The sequence below is a fragment of the Streptomyces sp. NPDC059866 genome (assembly GCF_042731325.1).
In the GTDB taxonomy this organism is placed as follows: Bacteria; Actinomycetota; Actinomycetes; order Streptomycetales; family Streptomycetaceae; genus Streptomyces; species Streptomyces flavusporus.
In genome coordinates, this window is record NZ_JBHWJT010000008.1 from 56823 (window position 1) to 73023 (window position 16201).

Consider the following 16201-nt stretch of genomic DNA (forward strand, 5'->3'; position numbering starts at 1 on the left):
CCGGCGGCACGAAGATTGTGCCGCGACGCTCCGCGAGCCTGGTGTCATGTCGAACAGCCTGCGCGCGTCGGTGGACGCCGCCTCCCCCCCACACCTCCCCGCCGGCCCGGCTGCCGCTGCTGGACGTCCTGCGCGGGGCCGCGATCCTCGGCACGCTCATGACGAACGTGTGGATCTTCGCCACCCCGGGCTCCGAGTGGGCGTTTCTGCAGGGTGCGGCCACGGCGGACCCGTTGGGCGAGCCTGCGGAGGCGCTCTTCCGGTTTCTCGCCGACGGGAAGTTCCTGGCACTGCTGACGATCCTCTTCGGCGTGGGCCTGGCCATCCAGTACGACTCCGCCGCCCGCCGCGGCACCCCCTGGCCGGGCGGCTACCGGCCCCGCGCCCTCTTCCTCCTCGCCGAGGGCACGCTCCACTTCGTCCTCGTCTTCGGCTTCGACGTGCTGATGGGGTACGCCGTCACGGCCCTGCTCGTCGCCCGGCTGCTGGCCCGCTCCGAGCGGGTACGGCGCGCGGTGCTGTGGACGTCGGTGAGCCTGCACGTGGCCCTGATGTCGCTGATCACCCTCGCCCTGCTGACCTCCGACTCCGCCTCCGACGAGGCGTCGGTCTCCGCCGAGACCGTGGACCTCTACGCCCACGGCAGCTGGCTCGACCAGATCGCCTTCCGCCTGGAGAACGCCATCTCCCTGCGCCTGGAGCCGGTGATCTCCTTCGGCCTGCTGGTCTTCCTCTTCCTGCTCGGTGTCCACCTCCACCGCGCCGGTGCCCTCACCGCGACCGAGCGGGGCCGTCAGCTGCGTTCCCGGATGGCGGTCTGGGGTCTGGGCCTGGGCATCCCGTTCAACGCGGCCCTCACCCTGGGCGGCGAGGATTTCTTCTTCCTCGGCCGCTATGTGGCCGCCCCCGTGGTCGCCCTCGGTTACATCGGCCTGATCGGTGTCGTGCTGGACCGCGGGTGGCTCCCCACTCCCCTGACCAACGGCCTGTCGTCGGTCGGCCGCACCGCCCTGTCCTGCTACGTCCTGCAGAACCTGCTGTGCATGCTGGCCTGCTACGGCCTCGGCCTCGGCCTGGCCGAGCGGCTCGCGGACGAGGGGCCGTGGTGGGTGATGACCCTGTGGGCGGCCGTCTGCGCGCTCCTCGTCGCCGCCTCCACCCTGTGGCTGCGCCGCTTCTCCCAGGGCCCGCTGGAGTCGGTGCAACGGGGGGTACTGCGCCGCTGACATCGCCGATCCGCCGGTGGGGATCGTCCTCCGGCGGATACGGTCGGTCCGCACACCCGGAGTGCGGACGACGGAGGTGGCCTTGAGCATGGGACGTTGGCGGGACGGACGCGGCAAACTCATCGTGCACGGGGACGGAACGCCCACCGCGGTCCCCCTGGAGATCGCGACGTCCTACCGGGCCCGCACCAAAGGGCTGTTGGGTCGCGACTCCCTGGACGGCGCGATCCTGCTCTCCCCCGCCAACAGCGTCCACACCTTCCGCATGCGCATTCCCATCGACGTCGCCTACCTCGACCGCGACCTCACCGTCGTCGCCGTCCACACGATGAAACCGTGGCGCCTGGGCCTGCCGCGGCTCCGCTCCCGGCATGTGCTGGAGGCGGAGGCGGGGGTCATGGCGGGGTGGGGGGTGCGGGTGGGGGTGCGGGTTTCACTGGAGGGTGGGTAGCCCGCGCGGCGTTCGTCTCGCGCCTACTCCTCCAGTTCGGTGATGGGCCGGTCGGTGACCACCACGATCATGATCATCGGGGCGTCGCCGTCGGACTGGTTGAGCGAGACCGCGACCCAGCGCGGGGCGGCGTCCGGGCCGGCGGTCACCGGTCCCCACACCGCCAGGTCGCCCAAGAGGTCCTTGTGACTCAGCGTGTGAAACAGCGGTGGCATGGCCTCGCCGGCCAGCCTCCGGAAGAGCGGCACCCGCATGCTCACCTTCCGATGAGGCCCCCACCTGCGGTCCAGCTGCCGTACGAGGGACGACAGATGCGCCTCGGCGGCATCCGCGGCCTGGTTCCACTCGGGCGCGTACAGCCCCGTGAAATCGCCGCTCTCCCAGAGCGGGGCGATCAGGAAACCCTCGCCTCCGGTCACGGCCCACTCGCCCGTGACCGGCTCGTCCTCGCTGACCACCGGTCCAGCCGCCGGCAGGGGGCGGGCCAGGAGCGCCTCGATCGCGGACCCGGCCCGCGCGGTGTCGAAACCCTCCCCGAAGCGGGCGGTCACAGCACGGGCCTGTCCATCGGGCGGGGCAGCGGCTCCAGGGCTCCGGCCTCCTTCAGCGCCCGGTAGGCCGCGACCACCGCTTCGGTGTCACCGGGGGCGGCGATCTCCAGGAGCACACCGGCGTCCGGGAGTTCCTTCCGGACGGCCGCGAGCCCGTCGGGAACCCGGGCCGCTCTCCCCGGGGACAGGAAGCCGGCCCATCCCACCGACGGCGTACCGACCTTGAAGCCGGCCTCGCTCTTCAGGGCGGCCGTCACGGCCCGGTCGCCGACGTCGCCGAAGTCCGGCTGCCATGCCTCGGCGACCGCCGTGAGCAGTCCGGCGTCGGGGAGTTGGGAATCGTCGGGAGATACGAGCGTGACCACCAGCGACTGGAGCAGGAACTCCGGGGTGCCGCCCGCCAGTCCGGCGACCTCCGCCTTCCAGCCCGGAGCGCTGTCGGCGAGCAGCCGCAGAGAGGTGCCGTTCGCCGCCGACCAGTCGTCGGCCGCCTGCGCCGTACGCAGCGCCCCCGCGAGGGACGCCGCGTCCGACCGCACGTCCACGGAGGGCCCGGATGCGGGAACGGTCCGCCACGTCCACTCCGCGCCGGCGCCCGCCGCCCCGGCCTCCGGGAGAAGCCGGGCGAACCGGTCCAACGTCGCGCTCCAGCGTCCGGCGAGCTCCTCGACCGACTCCTGCCGGGGCCCCCAGAAGCCCCGCACCACTCGTCGCATGCCTTGCACCTGCCTCCTCGTACGGGCTGTCCCCACTGTATGGCGCCGATGCGTCCGCGCCCGGCTACCGAGTCCTAGTTGAACGCCTCGGGCCTGCGGTCCCCGGCGACCGGCTGCGGCGCGGTGTGCACGACCTCGATGTCCAGGCCCGCGTCCTCGAACGCGTCCCTCGCCGCGTCGGCCACCTCCGGGTTGGAGAAGTGCCACTCGATGCCCCTGCCCCGCGCGGCCTCGGACTGCCGGCGGGCCTCGGTGAGCAGCCGTTCGCGGCCGGACGGGGTGAGTTCCGTCCGATCGGCGGTCAGGAAACTGTCGTAACCGTTCTTGGCCTCCAGATACGTCCCCCGGGAGGCGTCCCAGCCGTCGAACTCGACGTCCGGCACGTCCGGGTCGGGATGCGGGACGACGTACTCGTATCCGCGCTGGGTACCGGTGACCTGCTCCTGGTAGCGCAGCCAGGACTCGTTCCGCCAGTTGGGCTCGGGGTTCCGGTCCCGGCCGGCCCAGAACCCGTCGCCGCCGTCGGCGTCACCGTAGGTGCGGCTCTCCAGGTCGTCGGCCCAGTCGGGCGGGTTGTAGTTGCGTGGGTCGCCGGTGTCGCCGTGTTCGGGTTCGGGATACTCCCGCCTGTTCTCCAGGGCACGCCGGGCGCGTTCCGGCTCCTCGGCGCGCTTGCGCTCCAGATAGGCCTGACGCTCCTGCTCGCGGGCCTGACGGGCTTGCTCCCTGGCCTCCTCGTCACAGCCGCCTTCCGTGCGGAACACCGTGGGGGCGGTGGCCTGAGCGGCGGCAAGGACGGTGGTGCCGGAACCGGCGTCACCGCTGAGGCCGGGGGCCGTGCCGTACGGGACGTCCCGGACCGGAGCGGAGATGGTGCAGCCCGTCCTCCGGGCCGCCTCCTCCGCCTCGTCCGCCGCCTCGTCGGCCCGCCTCGCGGCGTCCTCCAGCGCGTCGAGGTCACCCGCCCTGGCGGCCCGCCGCGCGTCCTGCGCCGCCTCGGCCGCGTTGTCGGCGAGGCGGCTCAGTTTGCCGAGGGCACCGGCCTTCTCGGCGACTTTCGCGACGTTGTAGCCGGGAATGAACAGCGAGCCGACGTTCCAGAGGACGGTGGTGACGGCGCGGGTCTCGTTACCGCTGTTCCACTGGTCCACGACGTCGTCGCCGATGAACATGTCGAACAGAACCGTGCCGCCGGTCCCCAGCGAGGCGCCGCCCCAGTCCAGGATCGCGCCCAGATAGTCGCCGTCGCCCCACATCTCGCGGGCGTCCGCAGTGTTGTCCCACCACTCCTCGCCCAGCGAACGGCCGTAGTCCATCAGGCCGTTCCAGGTGTCGACCGGGTTGGTGACCGTGTTCCAGATCCCGGCCAGGTCGCCGCCGATACCGTCGACGAAGAGTCCCTCACCGACCTGCTGGAGCTGATCACCGGCACAGCCGAAGAAGGCACCGAACCCGGAGAAGCACCCTTCGCCGTCGTCGCCGTCGTCCCCGTCCTCACCGCCCGTGGTGGGGTCTTCGTACGGCGACTCGTCGATCTCGTCCTCGTCGGAGACGGGGTCTATGACGGAGAGGTCGTCGGGGGCAGGGTCGTCGGGGGCGGGATCATCGGCGGAGGGGTCGTCGTCCCCGCCGCCTGGGCCGTCGTTGCCGGCGTTGCTGTCACCGTTGCCGTTGCCATTGCCATTGCCGTCGCTGTCGCCGTCACCGTTGCCATCGGTGCTGCCGTCGCTCCCGTCCCCGTCCCCGGCAGTGACATCGCCACCCCCTTCCGGAGCCGGACAGGCCGCACCGGTCACCCGGCACACCTGAGCCTGAATCCCGCTGAGGATCTGCGTACCGAGCCCGCTGACGACGAGCGCGCCGACGATGGCGACGACGACCGCGACAAGTCCCGCGTACTCCACCGCGGTCTGCCCCTCGTCCCGGCGCCAGCGGATCATCCGGGCCAGGGAGAACGGACGGCGGCCAGGCCGATCGGATACGGGACGGCGATACCAGTCGCGACTCTCCGACCGCGTAAGGAAGTACAAGATCAGGACAGGCAGCAGAAGTTGCGTGAACCCCCGGGCCGACCCGTCGGTGAGGTTGGACAAGGAGCCCAGAACAAGCCACGCCTGTACGGCAATCAGCCCACCCCGGACCCAGCTCCCGCCCACCCAGGTACGCCGGGCCAGCCACCACCCGAGCACACCGGGCGTGGCCGCGTACGCGACCTGCGCCAGCAGCCCACCGTCCACCGCGTCCACGGAGGCCGCCGTGAGGAGCAGGCCGAGCCCGCCGACGACGGTGACCGCGAACAGCACATGGACAAGAACAAGAGCCGCCGAAACCGGCCCGGGCACACCCTGCCGCCCCGCCCGCCCGGACGGCCCCGCACCCCCGAACTCCGGCACTCCCCCGATCGAGGCCATGCCCCCGCCTCCTCAACTCAGGCAGAGCAGGAGCACGTTCAGGCCCCTGCCTCACCGCCAGAGGCTAGGGAGGGGGCCACCTGCGGACATGGGCCCGAGGACCCAAATCCACGCCCAAACCAAGGGCGCCGGGTGGGTCAGCCCGAAGAGGAAGACCCCTACTGCGCCGAGGGCAACAACTGCTTCCGCATAGGCACCGACCCCGAAGGCAACGCCTACATCGCCGTCACCGGCCAGGAGGACCACTACCTCATCGACACCCGCGAAGCCCTCCGCACCCTCATCCGGGACATCAAGGCAGGCAAGGCCGACCACCTGCTGTAGAGCCCCCCGTATTCAGCGTGGTCCGCGCCGCCAGCTCGATGCCGGCTCCCGGCCGAGGCCAGGGGCGGACCACCACTCCAGCATGGGCCCGAGGCCCGATCCTGCCCGGGGAAGAAGCGAGGCAGGATCTCGCGTTCATGGCCCGGGGCCCGACGAGGCAAGCAGCCGTTGCAGGTCCCGTACGAGGATCAGCTCGTACCGGCCGACAGCGCTGAGGTTGTCGAAGATCCGGCGCGCGGTCGCCTCCTGGCGGTCCAGGTCCGAATCGAAGTCCCGCACTGTGAGCAGCGAGTCGTACCGATCGAACGGTATGCCGTGATCCTCCTCGTATTCGTGACTGAGCTCCACCTCAACCGCCGCATACCCCAGGTTCGCCGCATAGTCGACAAACTCGGAATCCACCGGCCCCAAGGCAGCACCGCAGGCCACCGAAATATCGCCGACGAGTCGCTCTCGGGGAGAACCAGGGAGCACGAAGACGTAGTGATACTCGCTCACAGAACCCCCAAAGCCGCCGAATGTTGTGCCGCTCACTGGGGGCTCCTGACCGGCCACGGCTAGTCGGACGACAGGAGGAGCAGACGCTACGTCAATCACACCCCAGTCCCCCTCCAGGCGGTGGACGTTCTGGAACCCACGAAGCTGCGGATGGTCGACCTTCTCAGTGTTCACGGCAGATCCCAGACGATCGGTCTGTGGTTTCCCGGACTCTTCCTGGTGACGATGTTCCCGTGCGGGTCAATACGCTCCCCTCCGCTTCCCCACCTTCGCCAAGCAAGTCGGCTGTCTCGACCAAGATTTGCTGTCGCCCTCTCCCGCGGCCGATCCTGTGTGCTCGGTCGACGAGGAGGACATCGTGGGGCTCGTTCTGTTCCCAGGAGACGACGACACCAGCAGCCCGGACGTGTCCTGGTCCTACACCGGCTTCGGGATGTTCCGGCGATGGCTGGCGCAGGCCGAGGGGTTCAGTCTCGACGAGATGAGCGGCTTCGGTGGACAGCGTCCCTGGAGCGACGTCTCCACCACGCTCACACCGCTTCTCAATCACCCCGACGACGCCGGCCCCGACCTCTCGTCGGCCCAGTGCGCCGCGATCCTGCCCCGCCTGCAACAGATCGCCGACCAGCGGCACGAGGGGAGCATCGAACCGCTCCTCCAACGACACATCGACGACGCCCGCCAGTTGGTGATCGTCCTGCAGTTCTGTGTCGGGAAGGACGTCGATCTCCTCTTCGGCTGACCGTCGGTCGGCGTTGCCGGCACACCATGAAGGCCGACCACTTGCTGTAGTGCCCCGAAGGGCGTTCTCAGGGCGACACGACGTGGAGGATTGCCGTACCGTCCTCCCCCGTCGCCGCCTGGATCACCACGGCGTCGGGCTGGGCGCTCGGCCGGCCGGCGTCCCCCAGTCCGCCGCACGAGTTGCTGCTGCCGTTGCTGCGCAGAACGGTGATGCACGCCTGCCCCGGACCGTTCGCCCCGTTCTTGGCCTGGCCCTTCTCCGACTTCACCGTGTACTCGACCTCGTTGGGTCCGACCTTCGTCACGGACAGCGTCGCCGTACCGACCCCGGCCGGCCCCTTGAAGCGGAACGTCACCGGCTTGGACACCGCGATCTCACAGTTGCCGTCCGCGCAGGCACCGACGTCGTCCCCGTCCGCCGCCGTCACCGAGGGCTTCGCCGACGGGGTGCGGTCGGCGGGGCTGCCCGACGGCTTCGGGGAGTGGGACTCCGCCGCCGACTCTCTGCGACCACTGTCCGGCTGGTCCTCGTCCGGGCTGCCGCAGCCGGCTGCGGTCAGAACGGTCAGCGTGGTCAGCGCCGTCAGAACGATGCCGGCTCGCGGTCGAGGTGTACGGCGCCTGCCTGGCGTGGGTGCCGTGGGTGCGGTGCGTGTCGAAGTCGTCGATGCCATGGTGCTCCCGTGTCCCGGTCGGTCTGCTGCGGTTGCGTGCGCGCGGCGGATCTCCGTGTTCCACCTCGACGACTGACGTCCTATCATCCGCGGGACTTCCAGGGACCCATCCCGAATATGGCGTGGCTGCGGGCAGCCACCGTTCGCCGACACGAATTCCGCTCGTCAGCGGTTCAGGTCCATGACCCCGACACCGAGTCCGTCGCAGGCCTCCGGCGTGACAGTGGCGGCCAAGGCCCTCTCAGGGAGCATCGGATTCGGCCGCGCCACATGGACGGCCGCCACGACACCGAAGACAACTCCGCCACTGCACAACTCGGCAACTGTCCCAGCCATCGCGTAGGCGTCGTCGATGACGTGAAACACATCCATCAGCACACCCGTGTGAGCCACGATTCCGGTGCGTTCCCGCTCAGCTTCCCGGAGGCACAGGACCGGCACCCACAGGCGTACGTCGTCGCTGGCCGCCGCGGCATGGATGAGCCCGGAGACCTGCTGTCTCCTCCCATGGCCAGCAGAGTCGGGCTGTCGAGTACGTAGTGTTCGGTGTGGTTCAAAGGGCCGCCTCCGCCAGGGCAGCCCTGTGGGCGGCGGTGGCCTCACGCATCTTGCGCCGCATCTCTGCGGATTCCTCATCCGTGACGTAGTGCCCGAACCGCTCTGCAAGCAGGTCACGAGTGCGATCGGCCCGTTCCTTGATCTGCTCGGGCGTCAGGGTCTGAGCGGCTATCTCCTGCATGAGGGCACGCAGACTGGTCCCCCGCGCCTCCGCCACGGCGGCAAGCTGGTCGCGGACTTCGGCAGGCACCCGGATCATGACGTCAGGCATGAGGGGAGTATGCGCAACGTATACGTCACGTGCCGGCTGCCTGGGACATCAAGGCCGGCAAGGTCGACCACCTGCTGCAGAGGTGACCGTCGGGGCCGCCCGCTTCTTTGCCAGTGTCGTGCTTCCACGGCCCGAGTAAAGGGCGCTGCGTTCCGCTGCGCTCCACTCCGCGTCGGCTGCGCCGATGGCCCTGCGGCCGACCCTTGACTCGCCTCGTTCCAGCACGGGTGAGAAGCGAGCGAGCGGCCCGGAAAGGCGGGTGGCCGAGGCAGGCGGCCACCTCCGTCGGCTGCGTCGTCGGCCTGGGTTGGCGGGCGCGATCGCGCCTCGCATGCACGCCGGGTCGGCTCAGCGGCTTGCGGGTGGTGGGGGTGGGCGCGTCAGCGGGGTGGGGGCACGCCGGGTCGGCTCAGCGGCCTGCGGATGGTGGGTGGCGGGGGCGGGCGCGACAGCCGTGTGGCGGGACGCCGGGTCGGCTCAGCGGCTTGCGGTGAGCTGGTGGCGGGGGCGGACACCCCCACGGCCGGTGGGCCAGGCCCCCAAGTCCCCTCACGCCACACGAGCCTCACCAACCCCACTCCTGCAGATGATTGGAGGATCTGTGCCACAAGCAGGCACCCACGCCCGGGCCTTTTCGCCCGCTGGGTGACACAGATCCTCCAATCACTGCTCCTCGCCCGCCACCGGAGCGATCCGAGGGCGGGCCACCGCCGCCCCGGCGCTGCGGCCGCCGAACCGGCCCGGCCTGCCGCCACCCGCCTGTCGCACCCGCCCCGCCACCTACCGGCCGGATGCCGCTGAGCCCACCCGGCATGCCGCCACCCCGCCGACGCGCGGCCGTCACCACCCACCCACCGACCGCCGCTGAGCCCACCCGGCGTGCATGCGAGGCGCGGACGCGCCCCCGACCCCGGCCAACCCCCCAGCCCACCCGCATGGCCGACCGACCTGGGGCACCCGCCTTTCCGGGCCGCTCGCTCGCTTCTCACCCGTGCTGGAACGGACCGAGTCAAGGGTCGGCCGCAGGCCGATCGCCGTCAGGCGACGCGGAACGCAGCGCAGCGGAGTGGAGCGCCCTTTACTCGGGCCGTGGAAGCACGACACTGGCAAAGAAGCGGGCGGCCCCGACGGTCACCTGAAAAGTGTCGGTCCCGTCGAGGCACTCCCCGGGGGGCTCGCTCAGCTCTCCGTGCGCGGGAAGGAGACCTCGACCCGGCGGTTCTTCTTGCGGCCGGCCTCCGTCGAGTTGTCCGCGATGGGGTACTGCTCGCCGTAGCCGCGTACCTCGAACGTGATGTTCGGGTCGTTCAGTTCTCCGTCCAGGACGTCGTGTACGGCGTTGGCGCGCTGCCTGGACAGGACGTCGCCGTGAGCCGACGAGCCGAGGTTGTCGGTGAAGCCGAAGACGCGGACCTTCGTCGCATTCTGCGTCTTGATCTCCTCCGCGATCGCCGCGATACGGGACTTGGCCTCGCCGCTGAGCTTCGCGCTGTCCTTGCCGAACAGCACCTCCGCCTGCAGGGCGAACTTCACGTCCGCGTTGGTGTCCTCGCGGCGTTCGTCTCCGCTCTGGTCCTCGACGACCTGCTTGATGTCCAGGACTTTCGGCTCGGCGAGCGTCGCGCCCTCGGGGATCTTCAGGTCTGGGTCGTTCGCGTCGACTTCGACGGGAGCGGAGGCGGTGGCCTCGGTGCCCGGCGGGACGCTGGGGCTCTCGTCGGCGTGGGCCGTCGCTGCGCCGTAGAGGTTCGTGGCGAACATTACGGTGGCGGCGGTCAGGGCCAGGGTGAGGCGGGTGTGGGTCATGGTGGGCCTCACCCGGAGATCGTGATGTCCGCGGGAGCGAACATGGGGAGCTGGAAGGTCACCTCGGTCGTGTCGGCTGGCGGTGCGGGGAACTGCATGAACACAGGGACGGTCTCACCAGACTTCACTGTCGTGACGCCCGTGGTCGTCAGAGGCCGGCCGTCGGTGTCTCGAAGAACGTAGTAACGCTTCTTGCCTTTGGAGTCCACGAGCGTGGCTCCGCCGAAGGACCGGCCGTTCCGAATGATCTCAGTCTCATTGCCGCTCAACTGCGCGGGAAGGGTGAGCGTCTTGCCACTGTCGTTCTTCAGATCGCCGCTCACCGTGACGAATCCACCAGAGTCCCGCTTGGCCAACGTGACCTGAAGCAGCAAACCGTTGGGCCCCTTCAGCTCGGCGAGTGGCTCCGACGACTGGCCTTCTTGAGCACTCGGATTGGATCCACTTTCCTTGGAGGCGGATGCCGAGCTGTCCGGCTTCTTGTCCTCACCGCCACCACCGCCGCAGCCGGCCACGCCGACGGCCAGACCGGCCGCAACGGTCAAGGCGACCATCCTCCTGCGGGCCTTCGTAGTGAACCGAATGCTCATGACTCCGCTTCCTTCATCCTCGTCGTTCGCTTGTCAGTCGGCCAGATGGACGTCGAAGAGATCCTCTGGTCCCGGGAGATCCAGGAGGTTCTTCGGGTCGAGGACCCAGTCCCGGTCCTTGCAGGTAAGCTTCGGCAGCAAGCCGCCTCCGTCGCCCTCGCCCGGGAGCTCGAACGTGCAGCGAGGCTCGATGACGGCGGTGGCGGATGCCCGCGCGTACTTGTCCTCCGTACCGGGCACGATGGTGTCCCCTACGGGCTCGTTGGTCTCGATTTCGACCTCGTAGCCCAGGAATCCCTCCGGCACGCAGCTTTGCACTTGGGCGCCGTTCTGTGCCGCGAGCTGATCGGCGCGCCCGCACGAGGGGTCGAGCCCATCCACGTTGCCGTCGAAGATGTCCTGCCAAAGGCTCGGGTCCAGCACGTTAGTCAGCCACTGCCCCGCGAGCTGGTCCCGCCTGTCCTGGGCCGCTGCGAGCGCTGCGGCGTCCGCCGCCGTCTGGGCCTCGTTCCGAGTCGCCGCGGCCTGGCCGACCGCAAGGTACGCAAACGCGAGAAAGAGCAGGCCCGCCACCACCGTGATGTAGATGGGGAAGGCCTGCCCTGCGTCGCCGTACCGACGAGAGCGCATCAGCCGCCGGTGACCTCGGTGATCTTGTCGGTGATCGCGTTGAAGATGTTCTGCCCGATGTCCGTACCCGTGATCGCCAGCACGATCGCCACAACCACCGCGATAATCCCCAGGTACTCCACCGCGGTCTGCCCCTTGTCGTTGCGGGCGGCGCGAGCCTGGAAGTACGTGACGGTGGTGTTGATCCAGTTGCTCATGGTGTTCCCCTCCGGTATCGGCTTCGGTGCCGCTTGCGATACCGGAAACGTACGGCGGGACACCCCTCCCACCAGAGGGCCCCAGGGCCCAATCACGGGCCCAAGCCGAGGCCCATCGCCTCTTGTTCGTCCCCCCACTGGTCACCGCAGGTCACCCCAGTCCCAGCTGTGAACCGGGGGCCGTGCCCAGCCACTTGGCGGCTGCCTCGGAGCGGCTTGTGCTGTGGAGCTTGGCGAAGATGCGGTTGATGTGGTTCTTGACCGTCTTCTCGCTGATGAAGCAGGTGGCGGCGATCTGCTGGTTGTTCATGCCGGATGCGATGAGGTCCATGATCTCCGCCTCCCTCGTGCTGAGTTGGAACCTTGACCGGTACGACGTCGACTGTGCCACATCCGGTTGCACCTGCGAAAGGTTTTCTGGAGAAATAGGCGGTGCAGGTACGTGACTGAGAGAGGAACTTCCAGTTCGTGCCACGACTTCGGGGTTTGCAGTCGCATTCGTCGTGCCCAGGCCGTCGGGGAGTGGTGGCGGTTCGCCGGGGGCGCCTTGCTCCTGCCGGAGTTGCGCCAGTAGCGCGCCTGCCGCCGTCGGTGTGAAGTGGGCCCTGCCCTGCCTGATGTCCCGTACCGCCGACACCAACTGATCCGCCGTGAACTCGCCGTGCACCAGGTAGCCACCCGCTCCTCGGCGCAGGGCTTCCTGGACGATCTCCGACTCGCGGCTGTAGGTGAGCATGACGACCGGAGCCAGGCGTACGAGGTACGGGAGGGCCGAGATGCCGTCCACGCCGGGCATGCGGACGTCGAGGAGGACCACGTCGGGGTGGTGGGCCTGGGCGGCGTCGTAGGCCTCGCGGCCGTCGGCGGCCTCCGCCACGACCGTGATGTCCTCGCGGCCGGAGAGGAGGGCGGTCAGGCCGGCGCGGACCACCGGGTTGTCGTCGGCGACGACCACGCGGAGGGGGGCCGTTTGCGGGGGCGGTGGGAAGTCGGCGAACGGGTTCTGAGGCGAAGACGTCGGCGCAGGCGGGGGCGGGGGCGGCGAGCCGGGGTGGGGCAGGTGGGGCTGGGTGTCCGGCATCGTTCGGCCTCCTCTCGGGTCGTGGGGACGAGCGGTGGGTCAGGCTGGGGGTGCGTTCAGGGCTGCCAGCGGGAGGTCCAGGCGGACCTCCGTGCCGCGGGGGTGCGTGCCGCGGCCGATGCGGATGCGGGCGCCTACCGAGGCGGCGCGTTCGACCATGCCGACCAGGCCGAAGTGGCCTGCACGGCGGAGTTGTTCGAGGGTGGTGCCGGGGGGCAGGCCGCGGCCGTCGTCGTAGACGGTGATGCGGAGCAGGTCGCCGTGTACGCCTGCCGTTACGTCGACCCGGGTGGGCGCCGCGTGGCGGTGGGCGTTCTCCATCGCCTCCGACGCGATGGTGAGGAGCTGGCGGGCCACGGCCGGGGGGACGGGGGGTACCGCGTGTTCGCCGGTGGGGCGGTAGGTGGCCGGGAGTCCGGTGCGGGTGCTGAAGTCCCGGGTGCGGGCGGCGAGTTCGACCAGTACGTCCGTGCCGTGGTCGGGGTCCGACTCGCGACGCAGGTCGGTGAGGAGTTCGCGGGATTCGGCGGCGGCTCGGCGGGCGGAGCGGGCGACCAGTTCCGCCTGTTGTTTGACCAGGCGGGGGTCCATTTTGTCGGCGGAGCCTGCCAGGCCGTCGGCCGCCAGGGCCACGCCGTGCAGGGTCTTGGCGACGGAGTCGTGGAGTTCGCGGGCCAGGCGGGCGCGTTCTGCGGCCACCGCTTCGGTGACGGCGAGGCGGGCCTGGACCGTCGTCAGGGCGTGGGTGGCCTCGCCGAAGCGGAGCATGAGGTTGCGCAGGGTCGAGCCGACCGCACCTGCGATGACGCAGAGGCCGGGAAGGAGGAGGGTTTCGGCGGGGCCGGCGTTCGGGGTGTCCGTGAGGGTGGCGTGGACGAGGACGAGGATCAGGGACTGGAGGGAGGCGAAGACTGCGGCGCCTCGCCAGCTGTAGACGAGGCCGGCGAGGAGGGGGGTGCAGACGCTGACGTAGGCGAGGGTGGTGTCGGGGCCGGCGGAGATCAGAGGGAGGGAGCCGAGGAGGGTGTCCACGGCGAGGAGGGAGGGGTGGCGCAGGAGGAGGGGGCCGAAGCGTTCCCAGTCTCTGAAGAGGACGTACGACGCCATGAAGGTGACTACTACGGCTGCGCCCACCAGGTACGCGCCTACGCCCGGGTTGGCGTTGAGGAGGGCGGCGGGGGCGGCGAGGGCGATCATGGCCAGGCGGAAGCCGAAGACCTGCCGGCACATTGCTTGTAGGGCGTTGATTTGGATGGAGGGTGCGGGTGTGTGGGGGGGCACCCGGCCTTCGGCCGGGTTTGGATTCCCACCCGCACCACCCGTGCGGGATTCGTTGTCGGGTGCGGGTGGCCCCTGTTGGGGTTCCGCGCCATCGGCGGCTTTCCCATTCGGCGGGGACGGTACCTGCAATGGGGCAGGTCTCACCCCATCCGCCCGCACCCACCCCACCGGCAACGCCGGCGTAACCGACGTCACCGGAATGTCCGGGGCCCCCGACCGCACATGTGCCGGCAACACCGTCCCCGCGGGCGGCGTCGTGATCTCAGGGAGTTTGGGGCGGCGGCGCAGAAGGCCCGCGCCCTCCTTCATCGTCGGCGGTGTCGTCATGGTCGTCACTCACCTGTGATCGAGCCGAAGTCCGTACCGGAGCCCAGCAACAGGCCCGCGCCGAGCAGCAGCATCGTCGCCGGGACCATGAACGTCGTGATCATCATGGTGGCCTTGGGGACGGCGCGGGCCGCCTTGCGGCGGGCGTTCTGTGCGTCCGTACGCCGCATGTCCTTGGCCAACGACACCAGCGTGTCGACGATCGGCGCGCCCAGCTCCTCCCCCTGCTGCAGCGCCGTGACGAACATGGCGACCTGCTCGGAGTCGTTCCTGCGCCGGAGCTCGGCGAAGGCCTGGCGGCGGCTCATGCCGAGGTCCATCTGGCGGAGGGTGATGCGGATCTCGTCGGCCCAGGGGCCCTCGTAGCGGGAGGAGACCCGGTCGAGGGCCTGGCGGAAGCCGAGGCCGGCGCTCACCACGACGGCGAGGACGTCGAGGAAGTCGGGCAGGGTCCGTTCGATGACGTCCTTGCGGAGCCGGATCGCCGACCAGATGCCGACCTCGGTCCAGAACGCGCCGAAGGCGAACAGGAGCAGGGCCATGAACACGTTGCCCTGGAGCAGGAACACCAGGCCGCCGAGGCCGCCCAGGAAGCCGTAGACCGCCCGCCTCGCCGCATACCGGTCGATCGTCAGGCCGCCGGGGTTGCCCGCCAGGTCGATCTTGCGGCGGTACTTGGCGACCTGCTTGGTGCCCATCATGCGCAGCACGGCGGGCGCGTACCGCATGCCCAGGCGGTCGACCAGCGAGTCCACCGCGCCCGTGCGGGTCGAGCCGACCTCCAGGGCGAGCGCGAGGTCGCCGGGCAGTTTCGCCTCCGCCCGGTACATCCGGATGCCGGCGAAGACGCCCCAGACGCCGAGGCCCATCAGAGTTGCGAGCAGAAGTGCCATCTCGAGGTACCCCTCCGCCTCAGACGTCGATTCGGGACATACGGCGGATCAGGACGAAGCCGACGGCGTACAGCGCGAACGCGATGATCACGCATGCCTGGCCGACCGGGGAGGCCGTCATACGGTCGAGGGCCCCGTCCTTGACGCCGTTCATCAGGAAGAGGGAGCCGACGCCCATCACCGGGACCGCGTACGACGTCATGCTCACCTGCGAGAGCTGGGTGCGGATCTCCCGTCTGGTCTCCTTGCGCTCCTCCAGCGTCTCGGTCAGGTTTCTGAGCGCGCTGACCACCTGGCCGCCCGCCCGGTTGGACAGCACCAGGGTGGTGACCAGGACCACCAGCTCACGCGAGGGGAGCCGGTCAGCCATCTCCCCGAGCGCGTCGTCCATCGACGCGCCCACCGCCAACTGGTTGGCCACCTTGGCCAGTTCCTCGCCCGCGGGAGCCTCCAGCTCCTCCGCCGCCATGCCGATCGCGGTGCGCAGGGCGAGGCCGGCCTGGGTGGCGTTGGCCAGGATGCGGGCCAGTTCGGGGAGTTGGTTGATGAACTTCTCGATGCGTTTCTGCCGCTGCCAGTTGAGGAACTGCAGTGCCACCCAGATGCCCAGCAGTCCGGCGATGGGGCCGAAGAAGGGGGCCAGGGTGGCCTGGCCGATCAGCCACAGGCCCGCGACCGTGGTGAGCATGGCCGCGAAGAACTCGCCCGGTGTGATGTCCAGGCCCGTTGCCGCCAGCCGCAGCTCCAGCTTCCTGCCCAGCTTGGTGCGGCGCAGCCGGCGGTCCAGGGTCGGGAAGTGGCGCCGGCGGCCGGCCACCGGGATCTGGCCGGTGGACGACAGGCGGTCGACCAGTGCCTGGCGCTGGGCCTTGCCCATGGCGTAGGCGTGCAGTCCGGCCACGGCGAGGACGCAGGTCAGCAGGGTGATGCCGGTGATGAGCGTGACGACGGTCTGGAGTTCCATGGGGACGG

19 protein-coding genes are annotated in these 16201 nt (G+C 70.0%); 4 read left to right on the plus strand and 15 right to left on the minus strand.

Annotated features, from left to right (window positions below; genetic code table 11):
* The first annotated feature begins 158 nt into the window (after positions 1-158).
* The gene (locus tag ACFV7R_RS14195; protein WP_385263444.1) at positions 159-1226 is read left to right on the plus strand and encodes a DUF418 domain-containing protein; all 1068 of its coding nucleotides are present in this window, start codon (positions 159-161) and stop codon (positions 1224-1226) included.
* Positions 1227-1314: 88 nt separating this feature from the next.
* Positions 1315-1677, plus strand: coding sequence for a DUF192 domain-containing protein (locus ACFV7R_RS14200; protein WP_385263446.1), 363 nt, complete (start codon positions 1315-1317; stop codon positions 1675-1677).
* Positions 1678-1700: 23 nt separating this feature from the next.
* On the opposite strand, the gene ACFV7R_RS14205 is transcribed toward ACFV7R_RS14200, so the two are convergent.
* The 3 genes from ACFV7R_RS14205 to ACFV7R_RS14215 all read right to left on the minus strand — a co-directional run bounded on the left by ACFV7R_RS14205 (position 1701) and on the right by ACFV7R_RS14215 (position 5355).
* Positions 1701-2228: a hypothetical protein gene (locus ACFV7R_RS14205; protein WP_385263447.1), complete on the minus strand. Its 528-nt coding sequence runs from the start codon at positions 2226-2228 to the stop codon at positions 1701-1703.
* Positions 2225-2944: a hypothetical protein gene (locus ACFV7R_RS14210; protein ID WP_385263448.1), complete on the minus strand. Its 720-nt coding sequence runs from the start codon at positions 2942-2944 to the stop codon at positions 2225-2227. The genes ACFV7R_RS14205 and ACFV7R_RS14210 overlap by 4 nt, the downstream gene beginning before the upstream one ends.
* Before the next feature lie 74 nt (positions 2945-3018).
* On the minus strand, positions 3019-5355 hold the full coding sequence (locus ACFV7R_RS14215) for a Tox-REase-5 domain-containing protein (protein ID WP_385263449.1): 2337 nt from the start codon (positions 5353-5355) through the stop codon (positions 3019-3021).
* Between the two features lie 132 nt (positions 5356-5487).
* Here ACFV7R_RS14215 and ACFV7R_RS14220 point away from each other — a divergent pair, with 132 nt between their 5' ends.
* The gene (locus tag ACFV7R_RS14220; protein WP_385263451.1) at positions 5488-5679 is read left to right on the plus strand and encodes a hypothetical protein; all 192 of its coding nucleotides are present in this window, start codon (positions 5488-5490) and stop codon (positions 5677-5679) included.
* A gap of 135 nt (positions 5680-5814) precedes the next feature.
* Here the strand turns inward: ACFV7R_RS14220 and ACFV7R_RS14225 are convergent, their stop codons facing one another.
* A complete protein-coding gene (locus ACFV7R_RS14225) occupies positions 5815-6351 on the minus strand; it encodes a hypothetical protein (RefSeq protein WP_385263452.1) in 537 nt (178 codons plus the stop codon).
* A 184-nt stretch (positions 6352-6535) separates the two neighbouring features.
* Between ACFV7R_RS14225 and ACFV7R_RS14230 the strand changes: the two genes are divergently transcribed.
* Positions 6536-6919 (plus strand): hypothetical protein, encoded by a 384-nt coding sequence (locus ACFV7R_RS14230; protein ID WP_385263453.1) that lies wholly within the window; start codon positions 6536-6538, stop codon positions 6917-6919.
* Between the two features lie 67 nt (positions 6920-6986).
* Here the strand turns inward: ACFV7R_RS14230 and ACFV7R_RS14235 are convergent, their stop codons facing one another.
* The 11 genes from ACFV7R_RS14235 to ACFV7R_RS14285 all read right to left on the minus strand — a co-directional run bounded on the left by ACFV7R_RS14235 (position 6987) and on the right by ACFV7R_RS14285 (position 16193).
* Complete coding sequence (locus ACFV7R_RS14235; RefSeq protein WP_385263454.1) at positions 6987-7595, minus strand: hypothetical protein; 609 nt, start codon at positions 7593-7595, stop codon at positions 6987-6989.
* A gap of 165 nt (positions 7596-7760) precedes the next feature.
* On the minus strand, positions 7761-7967 hold the full coding sequence (locus ACFV7R_RS14240; protein WP_385263456.1) for a hypothetical protein: 207 nt from the start codon (positions 7965-7967) through the stop codon (positions 7761-7763).
* 181 nt (positions 7968-8148) lie between these two features.
* Positions 8149-8424 carry an Arc family DNA-binding protein gene (locus tag ACFV7R_RS14245; RefSeq protein WP_385263458.1) on the minus strand — a complete coding sequence of 92 codons (276 nt, stop codon included), beginning with the start codon at positions 8422-8424 and terminating at the stop codon, positions 8149-8151.
* 1179 nt (positions 8425-9603) lie between these two features.
* On the minus strand, positions 9604-10230 hold the full coding sequence (locus ACFV7R_RS14250) for an OmpA family protein (protein ID WP_385263459.1): 627 nt from the start codon (positions 10228-10230) through the stop codon (positions 9604-9606).
* A gap of 8 nt (positions 10231-10238) precedes the next feature.
* Positions 10239-10820 (minus strand): hypothetical protein, encoded by a 582-nt coding sequence (locus tag ACFV7R_RS14255; RefSeq protein ID WP_385263461.1) that lies wholly within the window; start codon positions 10818-10820, stop codon positions 10239-10241.
* Between the two features lie 33 nt (positions 10821-10853).
* Positions 10854-11450, minus strand: coding sequence for a pilus assembly protein TadG-related protein (locus ACFV7R_RS14260; protein WP_385263462.1), 597 nt, complete (start codon positions 11448-11450; stop codon positions 10854-10856).
* On the minus strand, positions 11450-11647 hold the full coding sequence (locus tag ACFV7R_RS14265) for a Flp family type IVb pilin (protein ID WP_385263463.1): 198 nt from the start codon (positions 11645-11647) through the stop codon (positions 11450-11452). Before ACFV7R_RS14265 ends, ACFV7R_RS14260 begins: the two co-directional genes overlap by 1 nt.
* Positions 11648-11798: 151 nt before the next feature.
* The gene (locus tag ACFV7R_RS14270; protein WP_385263464.1) at positions 11799-12728 is read right to left on the minus strand and encodes a response regulator; all 930 of its coding nucleotides are present in this window, start codon (positions 12726-12728) and stop codon (positions 11799-11801) included.
* A gap of 39 nt (positions 12729-12767) precedes the next feature.
* Complete coding sequence (locus tag ACFV7R_RS14275; protein ID WP_385263786.1) at positions 12768-14318, minus strand: histidine kinase; 1551 nt, start codon at positions 14316-14318, stop codon at positions 12768-12770.
* A gap of 23 nt (positions 14319-14341) precedes the next feature.
* Positions 14342-15229: a DUF5936 domain-containing protein gene (locus tag ACFV7R_RS14280; RefSeq protein WP_385263466.1), complete on the minus strand. Its 888-nt coding sequence runs from the start codon at positions 15227-15229 to the stop codon at positions 14342-14344.
* Between the two features lie 19 nt (positions 15230-15248).
* A complete protein-coding gene (locus tag ACFV7R_RS14285; RefSeq protein WP_385263468.1) occupies positions 15249-16193 on the minus strand; it encodes a type II secretion system F family protein in 945 nt (314 codons plus the stop codon).
* Between the last annotated feature and the right edge of the window lie 8 nt (positions 16194-16201).

What these genes read in the sequence shown, in the direction of transcription:
- ACFV7R_RS14255 (WP_385263461.1), bottom strand. Translation starts at nt 10,820, where the DNA reads ATGAGCATTCGGTTCACTACGAAGGCCCGCAGGAGGATGGTCGCCTTG.
- ACFV7R_RS14240 (WP_385263456.1), bottom strand. Translation starts at nt 7,967, where the DNA reads ATGGATGTGTTTCACGTCATCGACGACGCCTACGCGATGGCTGGGACA.
- ACFV7R_RS14265 (WP_385263463.1), bottom strand. Translation starts at nt 11,647, where the DNA reads ATGAGCAACTGGATCAACACCACCGTCACGTACTTCCAGGCTCGCGCC.
- ACFV7R_RS14270 (WP_385263464.1), bottom strand. Translation starts at nt 12,728, where the DNA reads ATGCCGGACACCCAGCCCCACCTGCCCCACCCCGGCTCGCCGCCCCCG.
- ACFV7R_RS14235 (WP_385263454.1), bottom strand. Translation starts at nt 7,595, where the DNA reads ATGGCATCGACGACTTCGACACGCACCGCACCCACGGCACCCACGCCA.
- ACFV7R_RS14210 (WP_385263448.1), bottom strand. Translation starts at nt 2,944, where the DNA reads ATGCGACGAGTGGTGCGGGGCTTCTGGGGGCCCCGGCAGGAGTCGGTC.
- ACFV7R_RS14250 (WP_385263459.1), bottom strand. Translation starts at nt 10,230, where the DNA reads ATGACCCACACCCGCCTCACCCTGGCCCTGACCGCCGCCACCGTAATG.
- ACFV7R_RS14245 (WP_385263458.1), bottom strand. Translation starts at nt 8,424, where the DNA reads ATGCCTGACGTCATGATCCGGGTGCCTGCCGAAGTCCGCGACCAGCTT.
- ACFV7R_RS14280 (WP_385263466.1), bottom strand. Translation starts at nt 15,229, where the DNA reads ATGGCACTTCTGCTCGCAACTCTGATGGGCCTCGGCGTCTGGGGCGTC.
- ACFV7R_RS14195 (WP_385263444.1), top strand. Translation starts at nt 159, where the DNA reads ATGACGAACGTGTGGATCTTCGCCACCCCGGGCTCCGAGTGGGCGTTT.
- ACFV7R_RS14275 (WP_385263786.1), bottom strand. Translation starts at nt 14,318, where the DNA reads ATGAAGGAGGGCGCGGGCCTTCTGCGCCGCCGCCCCAAACTCCCTGAG.
- ACFV7R_RS14285 (WP_385263468.1), bottom strand. Translation starts at nt 16,193, where the DNA reads ATGGAACTCCAGACCGTCGTCACGCTCATCACCGGCATCACCCTGCTG.
- ACFV7R_RS14260 (WP_385263462.1), bottom strand. Translation starts at nt 11,450, where the DNA reads ATGCGCTCTCGTCGGTACGGCGACGCAGGGCAGGCCTTCCCCATCTAC.
- ACFV7R_RS14215 (WP_385263449.1), bottom strand. Translation starts at nt 5,355, where the DNA reads ATGGCCTCGATCGGGGGAGTGCCGGAGTTCGGGGGTGCGGGGCCGTCC.
- ACFV7R_RS14200 (WP_385263446.1), top strand. Translation starts at nt 1,315, where the DNA reads ATGGGACGTTGGCGGGACGGACGCGGCAAACTCATCGTGCACGGGGAC.